Raw genomic sequence first — 24302 nt, 5'->3', positions numbered from 1 at the left:
CCGCCGGACCTCTGAGGAGGTCCGGCGGCCCTTCCGGTGGCTCTCCGGTGGCGTCACCGGCGCGATGGGCCGGTCAGACGTTCTTGGCCGCCGCCGCGTCGGTGCTGCTCTCGCCGTCGGACCCGGCGTCCGTGGACGCGCCGACGGTCTCGGGCTCGTCGCCCTTGCCGATCCTGACCTTGGCGTCGCCGGCCTCGGCGTCGTCCTCGGTCCTGTCCTCGCCGTCCTTGGAATCCTTGGAGTCCTCGGCCTTCTTGCCGAGCGTCTCGCGGTCGGGCTCGACGATCTCCTCGCGCCCCGGCCTCGTCCGCGCCGAGAGCACGATGTACACCACGGCCAGGACGAAGACGACGATCGCCGTCCACACGTTGAGGCGGAGCCCCAGCACATGGTGCGCCTCGTCGACGCGCATGTACTCGATCCAGGACCGGCCCACGCAGTACGCGGCGACGTACAGCGCGAACGCCCGTCCGTGGCCGAGCTTGAAGCGGCGGTCCGCCCAGACCACGAGGGCCGCGACACCGAGGCACCACAGCGACTCGTAGAGGAACGTCGGGTGGTACGTACCGCCCTCGCGGTTCACCCCGTCGGAGATCTCGACGGCCCACGGCAGATCGGTGGCCTTGCCGTACAGCTCCTGGTTGAACCAGTTGCCCCAGCGGCCGATGGCCTGGGCGATCACGATCGCGGGTGCGATGGCGTCCGCGTAGGCGGGCAGCGGGATGCCCCGGCGGCGGCAGCCGATCCAGGCGCCGACGGCGCCGAAGGCGATGGCCCCCCAGATCCCGAGGCCGCCCTCCCAGATCTTGAAGGCGTCGACCCAGTTCTTACCGTCGCTGAAGTACAGCTGGTAGTCGGTGATCACGTGGTAGAGCCGGCCGCCGACAAGTCCGAAGGGCACGGCCCAGACGGAGACGTCGGCCACGGTGCCGGCCTTGCCGCCGCGGGCGATCCAGCGCTTGTTGCCGTACCAGACGGCGACGAAGACACCGAGAATGATGCAGAACGCATAGCCGCGCAGCGGGAGTGGTCCGAGATGGACCACGCCGCTCGACGGACTGGGGATATAGGCAAGTTCCATGGCAGTTCCGACGCTACCGTGCCGGGCGGGGCCTACGGCAACCCGCCCGGCAACGTCTGGATAACGAGCCCGCGCGGAAAGGCCGCCGCGCGGAGTGCCGGCTCAGGAGGGCGAGGCCCCGGTGTCCGGCGGTGTCGCCGGTGCGGTGCCCGGCTTCTTGCCCTTGTTGGCGTCCGTGACCCATCTCTTGAAATTGTCCGGAGTGATGTTCTCGTCGCCCTTCTTGGGGAAGACGGATTCACCGTTGAGCAGGACGGTCGGCGTGCCGCTGAAGCCGCCGTTCTGGAAGGCCGTGTTCGAATTCACCACCCATTTGTCGTGCTTTCCGTCCTCCACGCAGCTACGGAAGCCGGGGGCGGACTCCAGGCCCTCGACCTTGCCCGCGAGCTTCAGCAGCCGCGCGTTGTCCGCGAAGGCGTCGTCGGGCTCCGGCGGCTGATTCCGGAAGAGCGTGTCGTGGTACGGCGCGAACTTCCCGGCGTCCTGGGCGCACGCCGCCGCGTTGGCCGCGCGCAGCGAGCCGGTGCCGCCCATGTTGCCGTCGATGATCGTGGCGAGGTGGTAGTCGACCTTGAGCTGACCGGCGCGCTCCAGTTCCTCGATGGTCTCCCTGAACGCGTTCTCGAACTGGCCGCAGGCCGGGCAGCGGAAGTCCTCCCACACGGTGAGGGTCGACGGGGCGTCGGCCTTGCCCACGGGGATCGACAGCTCGTCCTTGCCCTGCGCGCCCGAGGGCGCGAGCACGGGGCCCGCGGCACCGCTCTTGCCCTTGTCCTTGTTCGCGTTGCTGGCGACGAGTCCGATCGCCCCCGCCACGCCCAGCACGCCCACCACCGCCGCCGAGACGACGAGGGTCCGCCGGCGCCGCTCCCGCCTCTTCTCCTGCTCACGCTGCTCCTGGAGCCGCTCTCTCGCGCTCCTCTTTGCCTCACGGTTCTTCTCGCTCACGCCACAGCAACGAACCGGGGAGGCGCGTACGCACCTCCCCGGTCCCAGGTCCACCCGTACGAGCGACCTCGCCCGTCAGCGCTTGCGAACGCCTTCCGCCAGGTCGGCGGCGAGGGCGCGGACCGCGTCCAGCCCCGCCCCGTGGTCGGACGCGTCCAGCATCAGCTTGACGAAGGCCGACCCGACGATGACCCCGTCGGCGAACGAGGCGACCTCGGCGGCCTGCGCCGCGTTCGACACCCCGAGGCCGACACAGACCGGCAGATCGGTGGTGGCACGGGTGCGCCGCACCAGCTCCTGGGCCTGCGCGCCCACCGACTGGCGGGTGCCGGTGACGCCCATCAGCGAGGCGGCGTAGACGAACCCGGAGCCGACGGACGTGATCTTCGCCAGCCGGTCGTCCCTGCTGCTCGGCGCGACGACGAAGACGGTGGCCAGACCCTGCTTCTCGGCGTGCTGGCGCCATACGTCGGACTCCTGCACGGGCAGGTCGGGCAGGATGCACCCGGCGCCGCCCGCCTCGGCCAGCTCGGCGGTGAAGCGCTCGATGCCGTACCGGTCGATCGGGTTCCAGTACGTCATGACCAGCACGGGCTTCCCGGTGGCCTCGTACGCCTCGCGGACCGTGCGCATCACGTCCGCGATCTTCACACCGCCCTTGAGCGCGATGTCGTCGGCGGTCTGGATGACGGGGCCGTCGAGCACCGGGTCGCTGTGCGGCAGCCCGACCTCGACCACGTCGGCGCCGCCGTCGAGGACCGCCTTGACGGCGTCGATGCCGCCGTCCACCGTCGGGAACCCGGCCGGCAGATAGGCGATGAGGGCGGCACGTCCCTCGCCGCGCGCGGCGGCGAGGGTGTCGCTCAACAGCTGGATGTTCCCGCTCACTTGGCGCTCTCCCCGTCGTACAGCCCGAAGTAGCGGGCGGCGGTGTCCATGTCCTTGTCGCCGCGCCCGGAGAGGTTGACGACGATGAGGCCGTCCTTCCCCAGCTCACGGCCGACCTCCAGCGCACCGGCGAGCGCGTGCGCGCTCTCGATGGCCGGGATGATGCCTTCGGTGCGGGAGAGCAGCAGCAGCGCCTTCATCGCGTCGTCGTCGGTCACGGCGCGGTACTCGCCGCGCCCGCTGTCCTTGAGGTACGCGTGCTCGGGGCCGATGCCCGGGTAGTCGAGCCCGGCCGAGATCGAGTACGGCTCGGTGATCTGGCCCTCCTCGTCCTGGAGGACGTAGGACCGCGAGCCGTGCAGGATGCCGGGCTCGCCCGCGCTCAGCGTCGCCGCGTGCTCGCCGGTCGCGATGCCGTGTCCGGCGGGCTCGCAGCCCACCAGGCGTACGGCCTCGTCGGCGAGGAACGCGTGGAAGAGACCGATCGCGTTGGAGCCGCCTCCCACACAGGCGACGGCCGCGTCGGGCAGCCGGCCCGCCCGCTCCTGGATCTGGCGCCGCGCCTCGACGCCGATGACGCGGTGGAAGTCGCGCACCATGGCGGGGAAGGGGTGCGGTCCGGCGACGGTGCCGAAGAGGTAGTGCGTACGGTCCACGTTGGCGACCCAGTCGCGGAACGCCTCGTTGATGGCGTCCTTCAGGGTGCGGCTGCCGGACCTGACCGGTACGACCTCGGCGCCGAGCATGCGCATCCGGGCGACGTTCAGCGCCTGTCGCTCGGTGTCGATCTCGCCCATGTAGATGGTGGATTCGAGTCCGAACAGGGCGCAGGCGGTCGCGGTCGCGACGCCGTGCTGTCCGGCGCCGGTCTCGGCGATGACGCGGGTCTTGCCCATGCGCCTGGTGAGCAGCGCCTGGCCGAGCACGTTGTTGATCTTGTGGGACCCGGTGTGGTTGAGGTCCTCCCGCTTGAGGAAGACCCGGGCGCCGCCGGCCTCCTCGGCGAACCGCGGGACCTCGGTGAGGGCGCTGGGGCGGCCGGTGTAGTTGACCATCAGGTCGTTGAGTTCGGCCGCGAAGGCGGGGTCGCCCTTCGCCTTCTCGTACTCGACGGCGACCTCGTCCACGGCGGCGACGAGCGCCTCGGGGATGAACTTGCCGCCGAACGCGCCGAAGTAGCCGTCGGGGTTCGGGCTCAGGCCCACGGGGTCGGGGATGAAGAACCCGGAGGAACCGGAGGAAACGGAAGATCCGGATGAATCAGGGAAACCGGTGGAAGCGGACGTCACGGATGATCTCCTCGTGAAGCGACGAGTGGGGTGCACCGTATGCGCCATGGGCGGGTCGGCCCCGTGACCGGCACGGCCGGAAGGGGCGCGGGTCGTCACGACCGGCCTTCCGCGCGCGTCGACCCGGCGCGACGACGTGTTCACGCCGTCCACGCGGCCGCGCGGCGGTTCTCCGCCTACGCGCGGTGGTCGCGGTCGGAAGGGCCTCGCCGGAGCGCGGCCCGGGGCCATCGCATCCCGTTGACCTGACCGGGTTCGTCGCCGATCACGTACCGCACCCGCCGTCCGTGCACCCGTCTGGCCGGGGCCCGGCAGCCGCGCGGCCGGCACCCGCGCGCCAGGGGCGCGTGGGGCGCGGGCACGGGGACCGGCCTGCCGGAGACGGGAACGGGCATCGGGGGGTCAGCTCCGCCCGTGCCGCAGTGCGGGGTGGGCGCCGGCGGCGACCAGGTCGGCCACGGCGGTCTTCGGGTCGCGGCCGGTGACGAGGGACTCGCCGACGAGCACCGAGTCGGCGCCCGCGTTGGCGTACGCGATGAGGTCGTGCGGTCCGCGCACACCGGACTCGGCGATCTTGACGATGCCGTCCGGGATCTCGGGGGCGACCCGCTCGAACGTGCCCCGGTCGACCTTCAGCGTCTTCAGGTCGCGCGCGTTGACCCCGATGATCCTCGCCCCGGCGTCGACGGCGCGCTCCACCTCGTCCTCGTCGTGGACCTCGACGATGGGGGTGAGTCCGATGGACTCGGCACGCTCGATGAGCGAGACGAGCGCGGGCTGCTCCAGGGCGGCGACGATCAGCAGGGCGAGGTCGGCGCCGTACGCCCGCGCCTCCCACAGCTGATACGCCGTGACGATGAAGTCCTTGCGCAGGACGGGGATGTCGACCCTGGCCCGGACGGCTTCGAGGTCGGCCAGCGAGCCGCCGAAGCGGCGCTGCTCGGTCAGTACGGAGATGGCGGCCGCGCCGCCCGCCTCGTAGTCGGCGGCCAGTCCGGCGGGGTCGGCGATCGCGGCCAGCGCGCCCTTGGAGGGGCTGGAGCGCTTCACCTCGCAGATCACCGTGACGCCCTCACCGCGCAGGGCGGCGACGCCGTCCTTGGCCGGCCGCGCCTTGGCCGCGCGCTCCTTGAGCTCGTCGAGGCCGACGCGCGCCTGCCGCTCCGCGAGGTCGGCGCGTACGCCTTCGATGATCTCGTCGAGCACACTCACGCGAGCGGCCCCCTTCCGGGAACGGTGTCGGATTCGGCCATGGATCAGGATCAGCCATGTCGATGGTATCCGGAGGAGGGCCGGGTGCCCGCATCCGCCGGGCCACCCTCCCACCACCTGGCACTTCACGGGGCGAGCGACGAGCCGAAAGGCAGGTTCCGTACCACCATGAAGACCACGACGACCGCACCGACGGCCCATCCGGAGAAGGGTGGCACCGAGACGCGCGGGCGTGTTCCGCGAACGACGAGAATCAGCCACATCAGCCAGACGACCGCGAAGATCGCGTAGCCGACGACGGCGAGCGCGTTGGAACCGAGGGCTGCGGCGATGTCGCCGTGCGCGACGGCGTGCGCGCTGCGCAGACCGCCGCAGCCGGGGCAGTAGAAGCCGGTCATGCTGAGCAGCGGGCAGACCGGGTAGTGGCCGCTCTCGTTGGGGTCGACCAGGCCGACGTAGGTGAAGGCGGCGGCGACGCCGGCGAGTGTGCCGAGGGGGGCGAGGAGCCGCCGGGCGCGGGTCGCCGGAGCGGGTGCCGGGGGCGGCGCGGCGGGTGCAGGCAGGGCGTCCACCGGGTGATTGTCCCCCGCCGGGGGTGGAAAGCGCAGCCGGGTTCCGTACGCGCGTGGCCGCCATGACTCGTCCAACGACGGCGTGCGAAGACGTACGACGGCGTACGACGAAGGCGCAGCCCGGCGACGGCGGGGCTGCGCCTTCGTGTCGACGCGCGCGGTACGTTCCCGTACCGGCTTGGAGGTCGGCTACGCGGTCTGCTTCGCCGGCTCGGCGGTGGCCGGGGCGGCCGGAGCGGTCTGCTCGGGCCGCTCGGTCTGCGGCTGACCGGTCGGGTGGCCCTCGCCACGCTCCGCGGCCTCACGCTCGGCACGGTCCAGGGACGCCCGGGCGGCCTCCACCCGGGCCTGCTTCGCCGCTTCGGACTCCTTCACGGCGCCGAGGCCGGCGGCCCGCATGGCGAGGCCGACGATGCCGCCGAGGAGGACGACCGCGAGGCCGCCCACGAACCCGACGGGGTCGGCGGCCACCATGAAGACGCCTGCGATGCCGAAGCCGATGACAGAGATGGTGACACCGGTCCAGGCGGCCGGGGTGTGTCCGTGGCTGCTGCCCGCCATGAATTCGCTCCTCGTTTGCTGATGTGCTGCTGTGGCGCTGGGGTCGCGCACCGGCTGAGTCGGACGCTCACCGTTCATTGTCCCGCACCGCCTCGGCGCTCCCCGCCCAGGGGTCCGGGCCGCGGGCACCGGTCAGCCCGTGGGGTCCTCGCCGCGGTCCAGCGCCTTCCAGATGTCCTCGGGCCGGTCGGGATCGGCCGCGGGCCCGCCGGCCTTGGCGGGCCTGGCCGAGGGCCCTCGGACGCGGGCGGCGCGCGGGGTGCCGTCGCGCTCGTAGCGGCCGGACATGGTGGGCCAGTGTGATCCGTATCGCAGTGCCAGCAGTCCGGCGAGAAGGATCAGTACGCCGCCGGCCGCCGTCACATAGGGCCAGGCGGTGTGGGTCAGGGCGGCGACGGTCGCGGCGGTGTCGCCCGTCGTGCGCGCGGCCCGGTCGTCGAGCGCCGAGCTGTCGCCCGCGCCGATGAACGCGGCGACGGCCGCGCCCGCGCCGCTGAGGGTGAGCAGCGCGGAGACCAGCAGCCGGCCGCCCGTACGGACGGCGAAGACGGCGACGAGGGCGGCGAGGCCCGCGATGGCGAGCGCGGCCGGGACGCCGGTGACATCACGGCCACCGGCGTGGAGCGACACGCGGGCGCCCGCGACCGCGGCGCTGCCCTCGGCCCAGGTCTGGCCGGAGGCGATCAGCACCACGGCGCAGCCGGCGGCGCCGAGGAGAAGGGCGATGCCGAGACTTCGGCCGGCGCGCCTTCTCGTGGCGTCCGCCGTGGTCTCGGCGCGGGGCTGGGGAATCGGTACGGCACTCACCCGCCCCACTATCCCCTACCGCTCCGGCCCGGCCTCGGACGGGCCCGGGTAGGGCCCGCTCAGCCGGTTCGCGGTGTGGACGGCGCGCAGCACCGCCGCCGCCTTGTTGCGGCACTCGGTGTCCTCGGCGACGGGGTCCGAGTCGGCGACGACGCCGGCGCCCGCCTGGACGTAGGCGGTGCCGTCCCGGAGCAGGGCCGTACGGATGGCGATGGCGGTGTCGGAGTCGCCGGCGAAGTCGAGATAGCCGACGCAGCCTCCGTACAGACCGCGCCGTGAGGGCTCCAGTTCGTCGATGATCTGCAGGGCGCGGGGCTTCGGGGCGCCCGAGAGGGTGCCGGCGGGGAAGCAGGCGGTCAGTACGTCGAAAGCGGTACGGCCTTCGGCCACCCGGCCGGTGACGGTCGAGACGATGTGCATGACGTGCGAGTAGCGCTCGACGGACATGAAGTCGACGACCTCGACGCTGCCGGGTTCGCAGACCCGCCCCAGGTCGTTGCGGCCGAGGTCGACCAGCATCAGGTGCTCGGCGCGCTCCTTGGGGTCGGCGAGCAGTTCGTCGGCGAGGGCCTGGTCCTCCTGCGGGGTCGCGCCGCGCGGGCGGGTGCCGGCGATGGGGTGGACCATCGCGTGACCGTCCTCGACCTTGACGAGCGCCTCCGGGCTGGAGCCGACGACATCGAAGCCGTCGAAGCGGAAGAGGTACATGTAGGGGCTCGGGTTGGTGGCCCGCAGCACCCGGTAGACGTCGAGGGCGCCGGCCTCGCAGGGGGTCTCGAACCGCTGGGAGGGCACGACCTGGAAGGCCTCGCCCGCCCTGATGCGCTCCTTGATGTCCTCGACGGCCTCCTGGTAGGCCACGCCGCCCCAGAGCGCGGTGTACGGGGGCAGTTCGGACGGCGGCAGCGCGGTGGGCGCGCTGTCCAGGGGGCGTGCCAGGTCCCGCTCCATGGCGTCGAGCCGGGCGACCGCGTCGGCGTACGCCTCGTCGACGCCGGTGTCGAGGTCGTTGTGGTTGATCGCGTTGGCGATGAGCAGGACGGTGCCGGAGCGGTGGTCGAGGACGGCGAGGTCGGAGGTGAGCAGCATCGTCAGCTCGGGCAGCCGCAGATCGTCGCGCGCGTGGTCGCCGATCTTCTTCTCCAGCCGGCGTACGACGTCGAAGCCGAGGTATCCGACCATGCCGCCGGTGAAGGGCGGCATGTCCGCCTCGTGCTCGTGGAGGGTGCGCGGTGTGTGCAGGGCCTCCACGGTGGCGCGCAGGGCTGCCAGCGGGTCTCCGTCGAGGGGGACGCCGACGGGCGGGGTGCCGTGCCAGTGGGTCTGCCCGTCCCGTTCGGTGAGGGTGGCGGCGGACCGTACGCCCACGAACGAGTAGCGCGACCAGGAGCGGCCGTTCTCGGCGGATTCGAGGAGGAACGTCCCCGGGCGTTCGGCGGCGAGCTTGCGGTAGAGGCCGACGGGGGTGTCGCCGTCCGCGAGGAGCCTGCGGCCGACCGGGATGACACGGCGGTCGACCGCCAGCTTGCGGAAGGTGTCGAGATCCATGGCAGCGGAGCCTAGTCGGCGGCGGGGCCCCTCGTCGGCGTCGATGGCTTGAGGACGTCGGCGTCGAAGCAGGTCCGGTCGCCGGTGTGACAGGCGGCGCCCACCTGGTCGACCTTGACGAGGATCGTGTCGGCGTCGCAGTCGAGCGCGACGGACTTGACGTGCTGGACATGGCCGGACGTGTCGCCCTTGACCCAGTACTCGCGGCGGCTGCGGGACCAGTAGGTGCCGCGCCCGGTGGTCAGGGTGCGGTGCAGGGCCTCGTCGTCCATCCAGCCGAGCATCAGCACCTCGCCCGTGTCGTACTGCTGGGCAACGGCCGGAATCAGCCCGTCGGCCCCGCGCTTGAGCCGGGCGGCGATGGCGGGGTCGAGGCCACTGGCGGGGGCCGGGCCCCCGGTCGCGCTGGTCATGGGCCCATTGTGCCGCGCGTGTCCGATGGGCGGCCCCGGCGTCCACTGGGCGGACGGTGGGCGGCGGTCGTACGCTGGCGGGTATGTCGACCCATGCGAAGCGTGAACGACTCCTGCTCGCCGACCTGTTGGAGTCGGTGGGACCGGATGCCCCGACCCTGTGCGACGGATGGACCGCGCGTGATCTCGCGGCCCATGTGGTGGTGCGTGAGCGCCGTCCGGACGCGGCGGGCGGATCGGTGATCGGACCGCTCAGGGCCCGGCTGGAGCGGGTGCAGGGCGAGTACGTGGCGAAGCCGTACGAGGAGCTGATCCAGCTCATCCGTTCGGGGCCGCCCCGGATGTCCCCCTTCGGGATCAAGCAGCTCGACGAGGCGGCGAACACGGTGGAGTACTACATACACGCCGAGGACGTACGGCGGGCGCAGCCCGACTGGACGCCCCGCGAGCTCGACAAGGTCTTCTCCAACTCCCTGTGGGGGCGGCTGGAGAAGGGCGCCCGGATGATGGGCCGCAGGTCGCCGGCGGGTCTGGTGCTGCGCCGCCCGGACGGCCAGACGGCGGTGGCGCACCGGGGCTCTCCGGTCGTGACGGTCACCGGGGAGCCGGGCGAGCTGCTGCTGTTCGTCCTCGGGCGGCAGGAGGCGGCCCGGGTGGAGGTGGAGGGCGACAAGGACGCGGTCGACAAGGTCCAGCGGGCGAAGCTCGGGATGTAGCCCGGGCCCGACGACTCACGAGCGGGGCGGTTCGGCGCGAGGCGGCTCGGCGCCGGGGAGTCCGGCCCGGGGCGGCTCGGCGCGAGACGGCTCGGCGCCGGGGAGTCCGGCGCGGCGCAGGCCCGCGAAGGCGAGGCCCAGCGCGCCGCCCGCCGCGCAGATCACGGCGCTGACGACGAAGACCGGGCCGGTGCCCCAGAGCCCGACGGCGGCGCCGGTCACCGGGTAGCTCAGTGGCGCGATGCCGAGGGTGAAGAGCGTCGAGACGGATGTCACCCGACCGAGGTACGCGGGTTCGGTGACGGTCTGGGTCAGCGCCCCGCAGAGTCCGCCGCCGAATCCGGCGAGCAGCCCGACGAGGAGGCCCGCGACGGCGGCGAGGGCGAGGGTGGGCACGAAGGCGAGGGCGGCGACGGCGAACGCGCCGGCGACGACGGAGAGGCACAGGACGAGGCCCGCGCGCGGTATCCGGCCGCGTACCGCCAGCAGCAGCGAGGCCCCGCCCGCGCCGGTGCCGAAGGCGGCGACGATCCAGCCCATGCCGCTCGCGCCCCAGCCCCGGTGCTCGGCGAGCAGGACGAGCCCGAGGTTGAGCGGGCCGACGAAGCCCAGCTCGCTGAGGGCGATGACGAGCATCAGCGGGCCGAGGACGCGGCTGCGGCGGATATGGCGCAGCCCGTCGGCGAGTTCGCCCCGGGCGCCGGTGGACCCGGTGTGGGCCGCTCCGTCGGTGGGCAGGGGGGCGACGCGTACGGCGACGAGCAGGACCAGTGACACGGCGAAGAGCGCGCCCGCCGCCGCGAAGGCCGCCGCCGAGCCGCCGAACGCGACGAGGAGCCCGCCGATCGGCGCCCCGGTCACATTGGCCACGCGCGCGGCGAGGCCGCGCAGCCCCTGGACCCTGGTGAGCTGCCCGGGGGCGGTGATCCGTGGCGGCAGGGCGCCGACGGCGGGCAGGAACAGGGCGTCCACGACACCGAAGACCAGGGCCACGGCGATCAGCAGCCAGAGCCCGGGCGCGGAGAGGAACAGGACCACCGCGACGGCGAGGATCACGGCGCAGCGCGCGGCGTCGCTCCCGATGACGACGCGGCGCGGGCCCCACCGGTCGGCGAGCACTCCCCCGCCGAGCATCAGGACAGCGCGTGGCACGGCGCCGAGGGCGAGCACGAGGCCGGCCTGGGTGGGGCCGCCGGAACGGGTGGCGGCCCAGGCAAGCGCCATGTAGTAGACGCTGTCGCCGACCATCGACAGGGTGTAGGCGGCGAGCCAGCGCAGGACGTTCGGGTCGCGGTGCGCGGGACGCTCGGGGACGGCGGAGGGGGCTCGTACCGCGGTTACGGGAACGGCCGGGAGCGCGGACATGAGGACGCGGACCTTCCGTCGAAGGGTGCGGGCGGTGTGCGCGGTGCGGGTTCCGCTCGAAGGGCGGTGAGCGCGTGCGGGGTCACTGGCGGAAGGGGAATCCGTACAGGTGCAGGGCGACGTTCTCGCGCCCTTCCGTGTCGCCCGCCTCCTCGGCGGCCCGGCCCAACTCCTCGTACCGCTTGACCAGTTCGTGCATCTCGGCGCCGAGCCCGGCGAGTTGTCCGGCGGTGAGGCGCGCCAGGTACTCGCTGCTGAACGAGGCGCCGCGCCACTCCGGCGCCCAGCCCGACTGGGCGTCGAGGTAGCTCCGGTAGAGGTCCGAGCGCTGTTCGAACGACAGGCGTCCCACGGCCGCGTGTGCGGCGACGGCCTCGGGCGCGTCCCGGAAGTCCTCGTCGCGGAAGCTCAGCCCTTCGGACGCCGGCCGCCACCAGCGCTCGCGCCCGTCCCGCCCCTGCGCCGGCGCCTCCTCGATCAGGCCGTAGTCGGCGAGTCTGCGCAGGTGGTAGCTGATGAGCGAGACGGCCTCGTCGACCTGCTCGGCGAGCTGCGACGCGGTGGCGGTGCGGGCGACGTAGAGCGCGCGGTAGAGCTTCATCCGCAGGGGGTGGCCGAACGCCTTGAGGGTGGCCAGGTCGTCGATTCGGCGCGATTCCTTCGCTGTCATACGGTCCACGGTAGATACGCAAGGAAAGTTGCGCAACATTAGTTGCGCAATAAATCCTGCGGATTCGGCGCGGGCAGCGGAGGGCCCCCGCACCGTGCCCGGTGCGGGGGCCTTGAGTCGTGTACGGGGTCGGCGCCGGGCGGTCGAGGTCAGCCGAGCGGACAACTCCCCCGGTACTCCTCGATGGTGGCGCTCGGCCGGGGCAGCGGGCAGAGGAACTGTTCGAAGCGGGTGTCGTCGTCGATGAACCGCTTCAGCCAGGAGACGCTGTACTTGGCGATCGTCGTGTTCGACGAGCTGGGCGCGGAGTGCGTGGCGCCGTTGAGCTCCAGATAGGCCTTGTCGAGCGAGCCGGGCAGCGACTCGTAGAACGGCTCCGAGTGCGTGGCCACGGGGGCGACCGTGTCGCCGTCCGCGCCGACGACGAGGGTCGGCGTCCGCAGCTCGGGCCAGGTCTTGTCCGTGTTCCAGCCGGTCAGCGGGATCGCCGCCTTCAGCGACGTACGGGTCTTGGCCGCCTCCAGCGAACCCCCGCCGCCCATCGAGTGGCCCATGACGCCGAGCCGGGACGCGTCGATCCGGCCGCGCACCGTGCTGTTCTGGCTCAAGTGGTCGAGCGCGGCGAGGAGTTGACGGCCCCGTGAGGCCGGCTGGTCGAGCGTGGAGAGCGTGTCGATGGTGAAGACGACGAAGCCCTGTGAGGCGAGTCTGGGACCGAGCCACGCCATGCTGGACTGGGTGGCGGTGAACCCGGGGGCGATCGCCACCGCGCCGAAGGTGCCGTCCGCCGTGGAGGTGGGGTAGTAGATGGTGCCGCCCCCGAAGCCGCTGACGCTGCCGGAGGAGACGGCGGTCTGCGAGACCGCGTACGAACCACGGGCCGCCTCGATGCTGGAGACGGTGGGGTCGGGGCCGCGCTCGTAGGGGTTGGCGGCGAGCGCCCCGGGCGCGGGGGCCGCCTGGGCTCCGGGGACGAGCCCGCCGAACAGGGCGGCGGTCGCGGCGCCGGTGGTCAGCGCGAGGCTCCAGGCGCGGAACGGGGCATGCGAGCGCGACCGGGAACGCGAACGAGAGACGGGGCGAGCGCGGCCCGCGGCGCTGTCGCCGGTGGAGAGCTGCTGCACGAGGGGGGTCCTCTCGGTGGAAGCGGACTGGCGGGTGACCCCAGCACCATCCCCCGCCAACCCGCTCCGCGCACCGGTGGGTTCACGCGTGTTGACGCAAAGCCGCCCCGGAACGGATCGTTCCGGGGCGGCTCGCGTACGTAGATCCGACTACCGCGGATACGGGGGTGCTCAGCGCACCGCGTGACCCGTGTCCCGCAGCTCCTTCTTGACCTGGGAGATCCGCAGATCGCCGAAGTGGAAGACCGAGGCGGCCAGTACGGCGTCCGCGCCGGCGTCGACGGCCGGCGGGAAGTGGGCGAGGGTGCCCGCGCCTCCCGAGGCGATGACCGGAACGCTCACCCGCGCGCGTACGGCCGCGATCATCTCCGTGTCGTACCCGTCCTTGGTGCCGTCCGCGTCCATCGAGTTCAGCAGGATCTCCCCCGCGCCCAGTTCGGCCGCGCGGTGCGCCCACTCCACGGCGTCGATGCCGGTGCCCCGGCGGCCGCCGTGCGTGGTGACCTCGAAGGTGCCCTCCGGCGTACGCCGCGCGTCGACCGACAGGACGAGCACCTGGCGGCCGAAGCGCTCGGCGATCTCCCGGAGGAGGTCCGGGCGGGCGATCGCGGCGGTGTTGACGCCGACCTTGTCGGCGCCCGCCCGCAGCAGCTTGTCGACGTCCTCGGGGGTGCGGACCCCGCCGCCGACCGTGAGCGGGATGAAGACCTGCTCGGCGGTGCGGCGCACCACGTCGTACGTGGTCTCGCGGTTCCCCGACGAGGCGGTGATGTCGAGGAAGGTGAGCTCGTCGGCGCCCTCGGCGTCGTACAGCCTGGCCATCTCGACGGGGTCACCGGCGTCGCGCAGGTTCTGGAAGTTGACGCCCTTGACGACCCGGCCGTTGTCCACGTCCAGACAGGGGATGACTCGGACGGCGAGGCTCATGCCGGGCCTCCGGAGGGTGCGCGGAAGGCCTCCACCTCGACCTCGACGACCAGGCTGGGGTCGATGAGCCCGGCGACGACGACCATCAGGGCGGCGGGCCGTGCGGCACCGAACGCCTCCTTGTGCGCGCGCCCGACGTCGTCGGCGTCCCCGGCGTGCGTCAGATACATCCGGGTGCGGACGACGTGCTCGGGGCCGAGGCCGAGGTCGCGCAGGGCCTTGACGGCGACGCCGAAGGCGGTGACGGCCTGCTCGTAGGGGCCGCCCTCGGCGATCCGTCCGTCGACGACCGAGGTGCAGCCGGAGACGAGGACGAGACCACCGGGCAGTTCGACCGCGCGGGAGTAGCCGTAGGCGTCCTCCCAGGGTCCGTCCGAGGCGATGCGGCGCACCCCGTCGGCCGCGCCGGCGTTCGTGCTCGCGCCCGCCTCGGTGCCCGCCGCGCCGCCCGACTCCGTGCCCGCGTTCGCGTGGGTCTCGCTCATCGGGACACCTCCGCGAGCGCCTCTTCCAGCGTGAAGGCCTTCGCGTACAGGGCCTTTCCGACGATCGCGCCCTCGACGCCCGCCTCCACCAGCGAGGCGATCGCGCGCAGGTCCGCGAGCGAGGAGACGCCGCCAGAGGCGACGACCGGCCGGTCGGTGGCGGCGCAGACGCTCTTCAGCAGCTCCAGGTTGGGCCCCTCGAGAGTGCCGTCCTTGGCGATGTCGGTGACGACGTACCGCGCGCAGCCGGCCTCGTCGAAGCGGGCCAGCGTCTCCCACAGGTCACCGCCGACGCTGGTCCAGCCGCGCCCGCGCAGTGTCGTGCCGCGTACGTCGAGGCCGATCGCGATCCTGTCGCCGTGCTCGGCGATGGCCTTGGCCGCCCACTCGGGCGTCTCCAGCGCCGCCGTACCGAGGTTGACCCGCGTACAGCCGGTGGCGAGCGCGGCGGTGAGCGAGGCGTCGTCGCGGATACCGCCGGAGAGTTCGACCTTGATGTCCATGGCGCCGGTGATCCCGGCGACCAGGTCCCTGTTGTCGCCGGTGCCGAACGCCGCGTCGAGGTCCACGAGATGCAGCCACTCGGCGCCCGCGCTCTGCCAGGCGAGCGCGGCCTCCAGCGGTGAGCCGTAACTGGTCTCGGAGCCCGACTCGCCGTGCACGAGCCGCACGGCCTGGCCGGCGCGCACGTCGACGGCGGGGAGGAGTTCGAGCCTCTTCGGGGAGGGGGAGGAGGGTGTGCCGGACATCAGAAGGTTCCGATCCAGTTGGACAGCAGCTGGGCTCCGGCGTCGCCGGACTTCTCGGGGTGGAACTGCGTGGCCCACAGTGCCCCGTTCTCCACGGCGGCCACGAACGGCTCGCCGTGCCGGGACCAGGTGACCTTCGGAGCGCGGATCTTGGGGTTGGTGACTTCGAGGGTCCAGTCGTGGACGGCGTACGAGTGCACGAAGTAGTAGCGCTCACCGGCGTCGAGCCCGGCGAAGAGCCGGCTGTCCTCCGGTGCCTCCACGGTGTTCCATCCCATGTGGGGGACGGTCGGGGCGACGAGCGGTCCCACGGTGCCCGGCCACTCGTCGAGCCCTTCGGTCTCCACGCCGTGCTCGATGCCGCGCTCGAAGAGGATCTGCATGCCGACGCAGATGCCGAGGACGGGACGGCCGCCCGCGAGCCGGCGGCCGACGATCCAGTCCCCGCGCGCCGCGCGGAGCCCCTCCATACAGGCGGAGAAGGCGCCGACGCCGGGGACGATCAGCCCGTCGGCGTTCATCGCCTTGTCGAAGTCACGGGTGATCTCGACGTCCGCCCCGGCGCGCGCGACGGCGCGCTCGGCCGAACGGACGTTGCCGAAGCCGTAGTCGAGGATGACGACGTTCTTGGTCATTCCCAGAGCCCCTGGATACGGAGGATACCCGCGAGGAGACAGAGCGCGGAGCAGATGCCGAGCAGGACGACGACGCCCGTGGGCTGTTTCTGCTTGGCGAAGGAGTAGACGCCGCCGGCCAGGAACAGGCCGAGGACGATCAGGATGGTGTTGAGACCTGTCATGGAGTTAGAGCGCGCCCTTCGTGGACGGGAGGATGCCGACGGCGCGCGGATCGCGTTCGCTCGCGTACCGCAGCGCGCGGGCCAGCGCCTTGAACTGGCACTCGACGATGTGGTGCGCGTTGCGCCCGTACGGGACGTGGACGTGCAGCGCGATCTGGGCCTGGGCCACGAACGACTCCAGGATGTGCCGGGTCATCGTCGTGTCGTAGCCGCCGATCATCGGGGCCATGTTCTCGGGCTCGCTGTGCACCAGATAGGGGCGGCCGGAGAGGTCCACGGTGACCTGGGCGAGCGACTCGTCCAGCGGGACGGAGCAGTTGCCGAAGCGGTGGATGCCGACCTTGTCGCCGAGCGCCTGCCTGAAGGCGGCGCCGAGCGCGAGGGCGGTGTCCTCGATGGTGTGGTGCGAGTCGATGTGCAGATCGCCCTCGGTCTTGACCGTGAGGTCGAAGAGGCCGTGCCTGCCGAGCTGGTCGAGCATGTGGTCGTAGAAGCCGACGCCGGTCGACACCTCGACCTTGCCCGTGCCGTCGAGGTCGAGCTCGACAACGACCGAGGTCTCCTTGGTGGTTCGTTCCACGCGGCCGATACGGCTCATGCGCTCTGCTCCTTCGTCAATGTACGTACCGCGTCGAGGAACGCGTCGTTCTCGGACGGGGTGCCCGCCGTGACCCGCAGTCGGCCGGGGACGCCGTTGTCGCGCACCAGCACGCCCTGGTCGAGGATCGTCCGCCAGGCCCGCCCCGCGTCGTCGAAGACCCCGAACTGGACGAAGTTGGCGTCCGACTCGGTGACCTCGAAGCCCATCGCCCGCAACTCGGTGACCAGCCGGTCCCGCTCGCCCTTGAGCAGTTCGACGTATCCGAGCAGCGTATCGGTGTGCTCCAGCGCGGCGAGCGCGGTGGCCTGGGTGACCGCGGACAGGTGGTACGGCAGGCGTACGAGCTGCACCGCGTCGACCACGGCGGGGTCGGCGGCGAGATAGCCGAGGCGCAGTCCGGCGGCGCCGAAGGCCTTGGACATCGTGCGGGACACGACGAGGTTCGGCCGGCCGGCGAGCAGCGGCAGGAGCGAGGGGTGGTGGCTGAACTCCACGTAGGCCTCGTCGACGACGACCAGTGACGGCCGGGCGGCCTGCGCCGCGTCGTACAGCCGGACGACGGTCGCGGCGTCGACGGCGGTGCCCGTGGGGTTGTTGGGGGTGGTGATGAAGACGACGTCGGGGCGGTGCTCGGTGATCGCCCGCTCGGCGGCGCCGGTGTCGATGGTGAAGTCCTCGTTGCGCGGGCCGGAGATCCAGCCGGTGCTGGTGCCGCGCGCGATGAGGTTGTGCATCGAGTACGAGGGCTCGAAGCCGATCGCGGTACGGCCGGGGCCGCCGAAGGTCTGGAGCAGCTGCTGGATGACCTCGTTGGAGCCGTTGGCCGCCCACACGTGGGCGGCGGTCAGCGGGAGGTCCCCGGCGGTGCGGCGGAGATAGGCGGCCAGCCGGGTGCGGAGTTCGACCGCGTCCCGGTCGGGGTAGCGGTTGAGGCCGCGGGCGGCCTCGCGGACCCGCTCGGTGATCCGCTCGACGAGCGGTTCGGGCAGCGGGTAAGGGTTCTCGTTGGTGTTGAGGTGGACGGGGACGTCCAACTGGGGCGCCCCGTAGGGGGACTTGCCGCGCAGTTCGTCGCGTACGGGGAGGTCGTCGATGTTCGTCACGCCTCGGGCACCTCCTCCGTGATCGCCCGGGGCGACGGCACTTTCCAGCCGAAACGCGCCTTGACGGCGGCGCCGTGCGCGGGCAGGTCCTCGGCCTCGGCGAGCGTCACGACATGGTGGGCGACATCGGCGAGCGCGTCCCGCGTGTAGTCGACGATGTGGATGCCGCGCAGGAAGGACTGGACGGAGAGACCGGAGGAGTGGCAGGCGCAACCGCCGGTCGGCAGGACGTGGTTGGAGCCGGCGCAGTAGTCGCCGAGCGAGACGGGCGCGTAGGGCCCGACGAAGATCGCGCCCGCGTTGCGGACCCGGGCGGCGACGTCCGCGGCGTCGGCGGTCTGCACCTCCAGGTGCTCGGCGCCGTACGCGTCGACGACCCGCAGGCCCTCCTCGACTCCGTCGACCAGCACGATCGCGGACTGCCTGCCGGCGAGGGCGGGTGCGATGCGCTCCTCGACGTGCTTGGTGGCGGCGGTCTGCGGCGCCAGCTCCCGCTCGACCGCGTCGGCGAGTTCGAGGGAGTCGGTGACCAGGACGGCGGCGGCGAGCGGGTCGTGTTCGGCCTGGCTGATCAGGTCGGACGCCACGTGCACCGGATCGGCGGTGGCGTCGGCGAGGACGGCGATCTCGGTCGGGCCGGCCTCGGTGTCGATGCCGATACGGCCCGCGAAGTAGCGCTTGGCGGCGGTGACCCAGATGTTGCCGGGGCCGGTGACCATGTCGGCGGGCGGGCAGCCGTCGGGGCCGCTCGTGCCGTACGCGAACATCGCGACGGCCTGGGCGCCGCCGGCGGCGTACACCTCGTCGACGCCCAGCAGCGCGCAGGCGGCCAGGATCGTCGGGTGCGGCAGGCCGTCGAACTCCTTCTGGGGTGGCGACGCGAGGGCGATCGAGCCGACGCCCGCCTCCTGGGCCGGGACCACGTTCATGATCACGGAGGACGGGTAGACCGCGCGTCCGCCGGGCGCGTAGAGCCCGACGCGGCCGACGGGCACCCACTTCTCGGTGACCGTGCCACCGGGCACGACCTGTGTGGTGTGCGCGGAGCGTCGCTGCGCGCGGTGGACGGTACGGGCCCTCCTGACCGACTCCTCCAGCGCGGCCCGCAGGGCGGGATCGAGGGCGTCCAGGGCCCGGCGGAGGGCCTCGGCGGGGACCCGTACCCGGTCCAGCGTCACGCCGTCGAACCGCTCCGCGTACTCGATCAGCGCCGCCGTGCCACGATGCCGTACGTCCTCGCAGATGGGGCGCACCTTGTCCAGGGCGGCCGCCACGTCGAAGTCGGCTCGGGGCAGCAGGTCGCGCAGGGCGCCGCCCTCGGGAAGGGCGTCGCCGCGCAGATCGATTCGTGAGATCACGCGGTCAATTCTCGCAGACCTGATCCGGCCTCCGGTCGCCCGTATCACTGGCTGATATGAGCCCTGAATGTCACTCACGGCTACTAATGTTGACGATTGGCGTTCAATCGGTCACTCAGAGGGAAGGACATTCGTACGACCCCACAACAGCAGCCCCGTACGGCGACGGCTGCCCGGGAGTCACACGACGACTGAGTACGACGACAGCGCACGACGGCACCACGACGGAGCACGCGGTAGGGCACCCATCGAGGTACGGCGCGCAGCACGGCACGGCAAACGGGGAAGAGAGGCGCGGCAGTGTCCGAGCCGCACGACGACGAAGCTCCGGACTGGCTCTCGGCCACAGAACTCGGCATGTGGCAGGCGTTCCGGAACGGCAGCACCTACGACCTGAGCGTGCCGAGTCCACTGCTCAACGATCCGGCCGCGGCAGGCCCCTGGGGCGAACACCGCAGCGTGCGCGCCCGGGTGGTCGCGCTGCTGCTCCTCAGCGGTCCGTCGGCGCGCCCCGGGAGGGTCGCCGCGCTCAAGCTGCGCGGGGCCTACATCAGCGGGTCGCTGGATCTGGCGGGCGGCAATGTCGAGCCGTACGTGGAGCTGACCTACTGCCGCTTCGAGCGGGAACTGGTCCTGCCGGAGTGCCACTTCACCACGTTGCGGCTGGTGGGCTGTGTGATCCCGCGGCTGGAGGCGGCCCGGCTGCGCACGGAGGGAGATCTGCATCTGCCGCGCTGCCAGGTCGCGCGCGGTATCCGGCTCACCGACGCGCAGATCGGCACGGACCTGCTGATCAGCCAGATATCGGTCCGGCCGGACAGCGGCAACCGGTCGATAGCCGCCGACGGGATGTCGGTCGGCCAGGATCTCCAGGCCGAACAGATAGAGACGCACGGGGAGTTCAGTCTGCGCGGCTCGAAGGTCGGCGGCTCGCTGATGCTGCGCGGCAGCCGGCTGCGCGCGGCGGGCGAGCGCCGCGCGCTCAACGCGCCGCAGCTGACCGTGGAGCGCTCGCTCTACCTGACGGGCGCGGTGGTGAGCATCGCGACGGGCAACGCCAACTCCACCCCGCCGTACGGCACGGTCTACACCGGCAACAGGGCCAGTCCCGCGTCGCTGCCGCCGGGCACGGAGATCCGGCGCTTCGAGTGCTACGGCGGGGTGCGGCTGGACGACGGCAGGTTCGGCGACACGATCGACCTGCACCAGGCCCGTTTCCTGATGTCGCCGGGCGAGGAGCTGTCGCTGCGCCGGATCACGGCGACGGAGCTGCGCTTCCAGTGCGAGCGCCCGCTGGAGGGCCGGGTCGTGCTGAACGGCGCCAAGATCATCACCTTGATGGACCTCTCCACGAGCTGGCCGGGCCCCGGCGGTCTGGCGATGGGCGGTTTCGTCTACGAGAACGTGGTGCCGTCCGGTCATTTCCCGCTCAACCGGCGGCTGGAGTGGCTGGACTCGGCGACCCCGGAGTACTCACCGGAGCCGTACGAACGCCTCGCGCAGGTGATGCGCAACAGCGGCGAGGACGCCGACGCCCGCGAGGTGCTGCTCGCCAAGCAGCGCCGGCGGCGCGAGACGCTGCCGGTCGCGGGGAAGGTGTGGGGCTTCATCCAGGACTGGACGGTGGCGTACGGCTACCGGCCGGGCCGGGCGGCGCTGTGGATGGCCATGCTGTGGGCGGCGGGCACGTTCGTCTTCGCGCGGCACCCCCCGGATCCGATCAAGTCCGAGGAGCACGCGGCGTGGAATCCGGCCCTCTACGTCCTGGATCTGCTGGTGCCGGTGATCGATCTGGGCCAGGACGGGCACTGGCGGCCGGAGGGCGGCTGGCAGTGGCTCGCGGCGGTGATGATCCTGCTCGGCTGGATCCTCGCCACAACAGTCGCAGCAGGTGCTTCACGCCTCTTGCGTCGCGGCTGACACAGGGCTCGCCTGCTTTCTTTGCTCTCCCTTGACCTGCCCGAAGACAACCTTTCACCCCCCACCAAAGCTTCACATATGCCCTCTGGCGCCCCTGCGACCTGCGGTTTTCAATGGTCCGCACCATGTCATTGATTCGCGCCCTGATCAGCACCGCGCGCATGCTCCGGCACACCCCGCGGCTCGCCGAGGGGCTGCCGCCGGACGACGCGGTACTGCTCGACGCCCCCGACGACCGGCTCGCCCCGGCGCTCGTCTCCGCCGCCCTGGGCGAGTACGAGCACGCGGCGAAGCTGCTGGCGTCCACGCGCGAATCCGCCGAGTGGGAGGACCGCGACCGCTATGTGACGCGGCTCGCCGCCTTCGCCCACAACCGCCACGAATGGCTCGCCCACTGGCTCGCCGCCTCGCCCGGCGACCCGGACGCGCTCGTCGTCAGGGCCGAACTCGGGGTGCGCAAGGCCTGGGAGTCCCCGGCCCGCGTCGAGTTGCTGCGCGACCTGGGCCCGTTGATCGACGCGGCGGCCGACGGCGACCCGCGCGACCCGGTGCCGTGGCGGATCGCGCTCGACCACGCGCGCGGCACGCACGCGGGCCACCTGGCCTTCGAGTCGCTGTGGGAGGAGGCGGTGCGCCGCTCCTCGCACCACTACGGCTGCCATGTCGCGGCGCTCCAGTACCTCTCCGGCCAGTGGCACGGTTCGCACCAGGAGTGCTTCGACTTCGCCGAACAGGCCGCCGAGGACGCGCTGCCCGGGTCACTCGTGAAGGCACTTCCGATGCGGGCCGCCTTCAGCCGGCTGCTGGGCGACGACCTCACCTCCCTGACGACGGACCGGATCGACGCGGCCTGCGACCAGGCGATCCTGCTGTCGTCCGTGTACGTGGTGGGCGACCCCTGGCCGGCGGAGGTGCGGAATCTGCTGGCGTACGTGCTGGTCAGGCGGCACCGATGGGACGAGGCGCTGGAACAGTTCCGGCTGATCGGCCCGTACGCCACGTCGTTTCCGTGGACGTCGCTGACCGACGATCCACTGGGTCAGTTCCTGGAGACACGCGACGGTGTACGGCTCCAGGTGGCCTCCGGGATGCCGTTGTGGAACCGGACAGACCGAGGGCGCCCGCGCGGCCATTACGCTTGAGCGTTGTGACCACCGCACATCTCCCTCTCTTCCCGCTGAACGCGGTGTTGTTCCCGGGCCTCGTCATGCCCCTGAACATCTTCGAGGAGCGGTATCGCGCCATGATGCGCGACCTGCTCAAGACAGACGAGTCCGAACCGCGACGCTTCGTCGTGGTCGCCATCCGAGACGGGCACGAGGTCGCGCCGACCGCGTCCGGCATGCCCGATCCCACATCACTGCCGGAGCGCGGCCCCGCGGCGGGCTTCGGCACCGAGCCGCTCAAGGCCTTCCACCCGGTGGGCTGCGTCGCCGACGCGACCACCATCCGCGAACGCCCCGACGGCAGTTTCGAGGTGCTGGGCACCGGCACCAGCCGCGTCCGGCTGCTCTCCGTCGACACGAGCGGGCCCTATCTGAGCGCCGAGGTCGAGGCGATCGAGGAGGACTCGGGCGAGGGGGCGGGAGCGCTCGCCGAAGGCGTCCTGCGGGCGTTCCGCAACTACCAGAAGCGGCTGGCGGGCGCGCGTGAGCGGTCGCTGTCGACCGGCGACGACCTGCCCGAGGAGCCGTCCGTCGTCTCGTATCTGGTGGCCGCGGCGGCGGTCCTGGACATCCCGGCCAAACAGCGGCTGCTCCAGGCCCCGGACACCGTGTCGCGGCTGCGGGAGGAGCTGAAACTGCTGCGCGCCGAGACGGCGGTGATCCGGCATCTGCCGTCGCTGCCGGCCGTGGACCTCACCCGCTCCCCGACGAGCCCGAACTGAGCGCCCACCGCGCCCTCCTGTCCTTCCGGCTCCTCAACCGACGCGAGGAACACGTCCCTTGGCGAAGAAGCAGACGAAGAAGGCCACCGGCTCCACCCCGGCGACGGTGGCGCTGACGGCGGCGAAGGCGGAGTTCACGCTGCACGCGTACGAGCACGATCCGGCGGCCCCCTCGTACGGCGAGGAGGCCGCGGCGGCCCTGGGGGTCCCGGCGGACCGGGTGTTCAAGACGCTGGTCGCCGAGGTCGACGGCGAGCTGACGGTGGCGGTCGTCCCGGTCTCCGGTTCGCTCGACCTCAAGGCGCTGGCCGCCGCCGTGGGCGGCAAGCGGGCGACGATGGCGGACCCGGCGGCGGCGGAGCGCACCACGGGTTACGTACGCGGCGGCATCTCGCCACTGGGCCAGCGCAAACGGCTCCGTACGGTGCTCGACGCCTCGGCGGGAAGCCACGCGACGGTCTGTGTGTCGGCGGGCCGCCGAGGTCTGGAGGTCGAACTGTCCCCCTCGGACCTGACGTCCCTGACATCGGCGACGCTCGCCCCGATCGCCAAGGTCTGACGGCCCGCGACGGGGTCCGTCAGTGTCCGCCCTCCGGCCCGTCCTCCCGGTCACCCGGCAGATACGGCGCCCCGAAGGGCACCCACTCCGGCTCCGGGTCGCGCGGACCGAACAGCGCCGTCAGCCCCAGGTGCACCACCATCGCCGCGACCGGCCAGGCCAGCAGCGCGCCCCGCGCGTTCAGCTCCAGGGGTGCGTCGAACGTCGCGCCCTCCCCCGCCGCGCGCGCCTGCGCGACCACGTCGTCCGGGCCCAGACTCCAGCCGACCAGCCAGGCGAGCCCGGAGGCGAGCAGCCCGCCCAGCGCCAGGCCCACGACCAGCGGGACGCCGCCGCGCCGGCGGAAGAGGAAGACCAGGGCCGCGCTGACCACCCCGAATCCCAGCGCCAGCAGCACGAACGTGCCGTCCGCGCCGATCGCCTCCTCGCCCTCCGTGTCCTTCAGGAACACGGCCGACTCACCGGCGATCAGCGGCACCCGGGGTGACAGCCAGAGCCAGAGCAGTCCCATCAGGGCGCCGGAGACAGCCAGGGCCAGCGTCAGGACGGCGGCCTGTTTCAGCTCGGTCCTGGTCTCGGTCCGGTCCGCCGCGTCGGCGGCGTGGTAGGCCGTGGACCCCGCGCCCTGGGCTTTCTGCCAGGGGTCCTCGTTCGGGGGCTGGTGGGGCGGCGTCAGAGGTGCTGTCACCCCGCCATCGTGCCAGGCATGGCCCGGCAGT

General features: G+C 72.3%; 27 protein-coding genes and 1 pseudogene. 5 read left to right on the top strand and 23 right to left on the bottom strand.

Translation table 11 applies throughout. The features are described from left to right. Window positions 1-73 precede the first annotated feature (73 nt). The 11 genes and pseudogenes from lgt to hisI form a co-directional block, all read right to left on the bottom strand. Complete coding sequence (gene lgt, locus ACFWU9_RS08030) at window positions 74-1081, bottom strand: prolipoprotein diacylglyceryl transferase (RefSeq protein ID WP_384315543.1); 1008 nt, start codon at window positions 1079-1081, stop codon at window positions 74-76. 102 nt (window positions 1082-1183) lie between these two features. Then, window positions 1184-2029: a thioredoxin domain-containing protein gene (locus ACFWU9_RS08025; RefSeq protein ID WP_384315542.1), complete on the bottom strand. Its 846-nt coding sequence runs from the start codon at window positions 2027-2029 to the stop codon at window positions 1184-1186. Between the two features lie 75 nt (window positions 2030-2104). Next, a complete protein-coding gene (gene trpA, locus ACFWU9_RS08020; protein ID WP_384315541.1) occupies window positions 2105-2917 on the bottom strand; it encodes a tryptophan synthase subunit alpha in 813 nt (270 codons plus the stop codon). Continuing rightward, on the bottom strand, window positions 2914-4206 hold the full coding sequence (trpB, locus tag ACFWU9_RS08015; RefSeq protein WP_384315540.1) for a tryptophan synthase subunit beta: 1293 nt from the start codon (window positions 4204-4206) through the stop codon (window positions 2914-2916). The genes trpA and trpB overlap by 4 nt, the downstream gene beginning before the upstream one ends. Before the next feature lie 176 nt (window positions 4207-4382). After that, on the bottom strand, window positions 4383-4601 hold the full coding sequence (gene trpM, locus ACFWU9_RS08010) for a tryptophan biosynthesis modulator TrpM (RefSeq protein ID WP_384315539.1): 219 nt from the start codon (window positions 4599-4601) through the stop codon (window positions 4383-4385). A gap of 7 nt (window positions 4602-4608) precedes the next feature. Further along, the gene (gene trpC / locus ACFWU9_RS08005) at window positions 4609-5418 is read right to left on the bottom strand and encodes an indole-3-glycerol phosphate synthase TrpC (RefSeq protein ID WP_384315538.1); all 810 of its coding nucleotides are present in this window, start codon (window positions 5416-5418) and stop codon (window positions 4609-4611) included. 125 nt (window positions 5419-5543) lie between these two features. After that, window positions 5544-5990, bottom strand: coding sequence for a DUF2752 domain-containing protein (locus ACFWU9_RS08000; protein ID WP_384315537.1), 447 nt, complete (start codon window positions 5988-5990; stop codon window positions 5544-5546). Between the two features lie 321 nt (window positions 5991-6311). After that, window positions 6312-6551: pseudogene (locus ACFWU9_RS07995) on the bottom strand (HGxxPAAW family protein); the annotation flags it as partial. A 132-nt stretch (window positions 6552-6683) separates the two neighbouring features. Beyond that, on the bottom strand, window positions 6684-7367 hold the full coding sequence (locus ACFWU9_RS07990) for a TIGR02234 family membrane protein (protein WP_384315536.1): 684 nt from the start codon (window positions 7365-7367) through the stop codon (window positions 6684-6686). 6 nt (window positions 7368-7373) lie between these two features. Next, the gene (locus tag ACFWU9_RS07985) at window positions 7374-8906 is read right to left on the bottom strand and encodes an anthranilate synthase component I (RefSeq protein WP_384315535.1); all 1533 of its coding nucleotides are present in this window, start codon (window positions 8904-8906) and stop codon (window positions 7374-7376) included. Between the two features lie 11 nt (window positions 8907-8917). Then, entirely contained in the window at window positions 8918-9319 is a 402-nt protein-coding gene (hisI, locus tag ACFWU9_RS07980; protein WP_384315534.1) for a phosphoribosyl-AMP cyclohydrolase, read from the bottom strand. An 83-nt stretch (window positions 9320-9402) separates the two neighbouring features. Here hisI and ACFWU9_RS07975 point away from each other — a divergent pair, with 83 nt between their 5' ends. Then, window positions 9403-10035 (top strand): TIGR03085 family metal-binding protein, encoded by a 633-nt coding sequence (locus ACFWU9_RS07975; protein WP_384315533.1) that lies wholly within the window; start codon window positions 9403-9405, stop codon window positions 10033-10035. A gap of 15 nt (window positions 10036-10050) precedes the next feature. On the opposite strand, the gene ACFWU9_RS07970 is transcribed toward ACFWU9_RS07975, so the two are convergent. From ACFWU9_RS07970 to hisD, 11 genes are all read right to left on the bottom strand, one after another. Next, entirely contained in the window at window positions 10051-11400 is a 1350-nt protein-coding gene (locus tag ACFWU9_RS07970; protein WP_384315532.1) for an MFS transporter, read from the bottom strand. 82 nt (window positions 11401-11482) lie between these two features. Further along, complete coding sequence (locus ACFWU9_RS07965; protein ID WP_384315531.1) at window positions 11483-12070, bottom strand: ArsR/SmtB family transcription factor; 588 nt, start codon at window positions 12068-12070, stop codon at window positions 11483-11485. 149 nt (window positions 12071-12219) lie between these two features. Then, the gene (locus tag ACFWU9_RS07960) at window positions 12220-13086 is read right to left on the bottom strand and encodes an alpha/beta hydrolase (RefSeq protein ID WP_384315555.1); all 867 of its coding nucleotides are present in this window, start codon (window positions 13084-13086) and stop codon (window positions 12220-12222) included. 279 nt (window positions 13087-13365) lie between these two features. Further along, window positions 13366-14121, bottom strand: a complete 756-nt coding sequence (hisF, locus tag ACFWU9_RS07955; RefSeq protein WP_384315530.1) for an imidazole glycerol phosphate synthase subunit HisF — start codon at window positions 14119-14121, stop codon at window positions 13366-13368. Continuing rightward, on the bottom strand, window positions 14118-14606 hold the full coding sequence (locus ACFWU9_RS07950; protein ID WP_384315529.1) for a RidA family protein: 489 nt from the start codon (window positions 14604-14606) through the stop codon (window positions 14118-14120). The genes hisF and ACFWU9_RS07950 overlap by 4 nt, the downstream gene beginning before the upstream one ends. Further along, window positions 14603-15355, bottom strand: coding sequence for a bifunctional 1-(5-phosphoribosyl)-5-((5-phosphoribosylamino)methylideneamino)imidazole-4-carboxamide isomerase/phosphoribosylanthranilate isomerase PriA (priA, locus tag ACFWU9_RS07945; protein ID WP_384315528.1), 753 nt, complete (start codon window positions 15353-15355; stop codon window positions 14603-14605). The genes ACFWU9_RS07950 and priA overlap by 4 nt, the downstream gene beginning before the upstream one ends. Beyond that, window positions 15355-15990: an imidazole glycerol phosphate synthase subunit HisH gene (gene hisH, locus ACFWU9_RS07940; protein WP_384315527.1), complete on the bottom strand. Its 636-nt coding sequence runs from the start codon at window positions 15988-15990 to the stop codon at window positions 15355-15357. Before hisH ends, priA begins: the two co-directional genes overlap by 1 nt. After that, a complete protein-coding gene (locus tag ACFWU9_RS07935) occupies window positions 15987-16154 on the bottom strand; it encodes a hypothetical protein (protein WP_384315526.1) in 168 nt (55 codons plus the stop codon). The genes hisH and ACFWU9_RS07935 overlap by 4 nt, the downstream gene beginning before the upstream one ends. Before the next feature lie 4 nt (window positions 16155-16158). Further along, on the bottom strand, window positions 16159-16752 hold the full coding sequence (gene hisB / locus ACFWU9_RS07930) for an imidazoleglycerol-phosphate dehydratase HisB (RefSeq protein WP_384315525.1): 594 nt from the start codon (window positions 16750-16752) through the stop codon (window positions 16159-16161). Further along, the gene (locus ACFWU9_RS07925; protein WP_384315524.1) at window positions 16749-17858 is read right to left on the bottom strand and encodes a histidinol-phosphate transaminase; all 1110 of its coding nucleotides are present in this window, start codon (window positions 17856-17858) and stop codon (window positions 16749-16751) included. The genes hisB and ACFWU9_RS07925 overlap by 4 nt, the downstream gene beginning before the upstream one ends. Next, window positions 17855-19216 carry a histidinol dehydrogenase gene (hisD, locus tag ACFWU9_RS07920; RefSeq protein WP_384315523.1) on the bottom strand — a complete coding sequence of 454 codons (1362 nt, stop codon included), beginning with the start codon at window positions 19214-19216 and terminating at the stop codon, window positions 17855-17857. The genes ACFWU9_RS07925 and hisD overlap by 4 nt, the downstream gene beginning before the upstream one ends. 300 nt (window positions 19217-19516) lie before the next feature. On the opposite strand from hisD, the gene ACFWU9_RS07915 reads away from it, so the two are divergent. The 4 genes from ACFWU9_RS07915 to ybaK all read left to right on the top strand — a co-directional run bounded on the left by ACFWU9_RS07915 (window position 19517) and on the right by ybaK (window position 23583). Next, window positions 19517-21136: an oxidoreductase gene (locus ACFWU9_RS07915; RefSeq protein WP_384315522.1), complete on the top strand. Its 1620-nt coding sequence runs from the start codon at window positions 19517-19519 to the stop codon at window positions 21134-21136. 113 nt (window positions 21137-21249) lie between these two features. Then, the gene (locus tag ACFWU9_RS07910; protein ID WP_384315521.1) at window positions 21250-22278 is read left to right on the top strand and encodes a hypothetical protein; all 1029 of its coding nucleotides are present in this window, start codon (window positions 21250-21252) and stop codon (window positions 22276-22278) included. Between the two features lie 5 nt (window positions 22279-22283). Next, window positions 22284-23024: an LON peptidase substrate-binding domain-containing protein gene (locus ACFWU9_RS07905; protein ID WP_384315520.1), complete on the top strand. Its 741-nt coding sequence runs from the start codon at window positions 22284-22286 to the stop codon at window positions 23022-23024. A 58-nt stretch (window positions 23025-23082) separates the two neighbouring features. Further along, window positions 23083-23583, top strand: a complete 501-nt coding sequence (gene ybaK / locus ACFWU9_RS07900) for a Cys-tRNA(Pro) deacylase (RefSeq protein ID WP_384315519.1) — start codon at window positions 23083-23085, stop codon at window positions 23581-23583. A 19-nt stretch (window positions 23584-23602) separates the two neighbouring features. On the opposite strand, the gene ACFWU9_RS07895 is transcribed toward ybaK, so the two are convergent. Beyond that, window positions 23603-24271 carry a DUF2567 domain-containing protein gene (locus ACFWU9_RS07895; RefSeq protein ID WP_384315518.1) on the bottom strand — a complete coding sequence of 223 codons (669 nt, stop codon included), beginning with the start codon at window positions 24269-24271 and terminating at the stop codon, window positions 23603-23605. Window positions 24272-24302: the final 31 nt, after the last annotated feature.

The organism is Streptomyces sp. NPDC058653 (assembly GCF_042716895.1).
In the GTDB taxonomy this organism is placed as follows: Bacteria; Actinomycetota; Actinomycetes; order Streptomycetales; family Streptomycetaceae; genus Streptomyces.
Note: the sequence above shows the minus strand (reverse complement) of the source record. Positions and strands in the feature narration are given on the sequence as shown.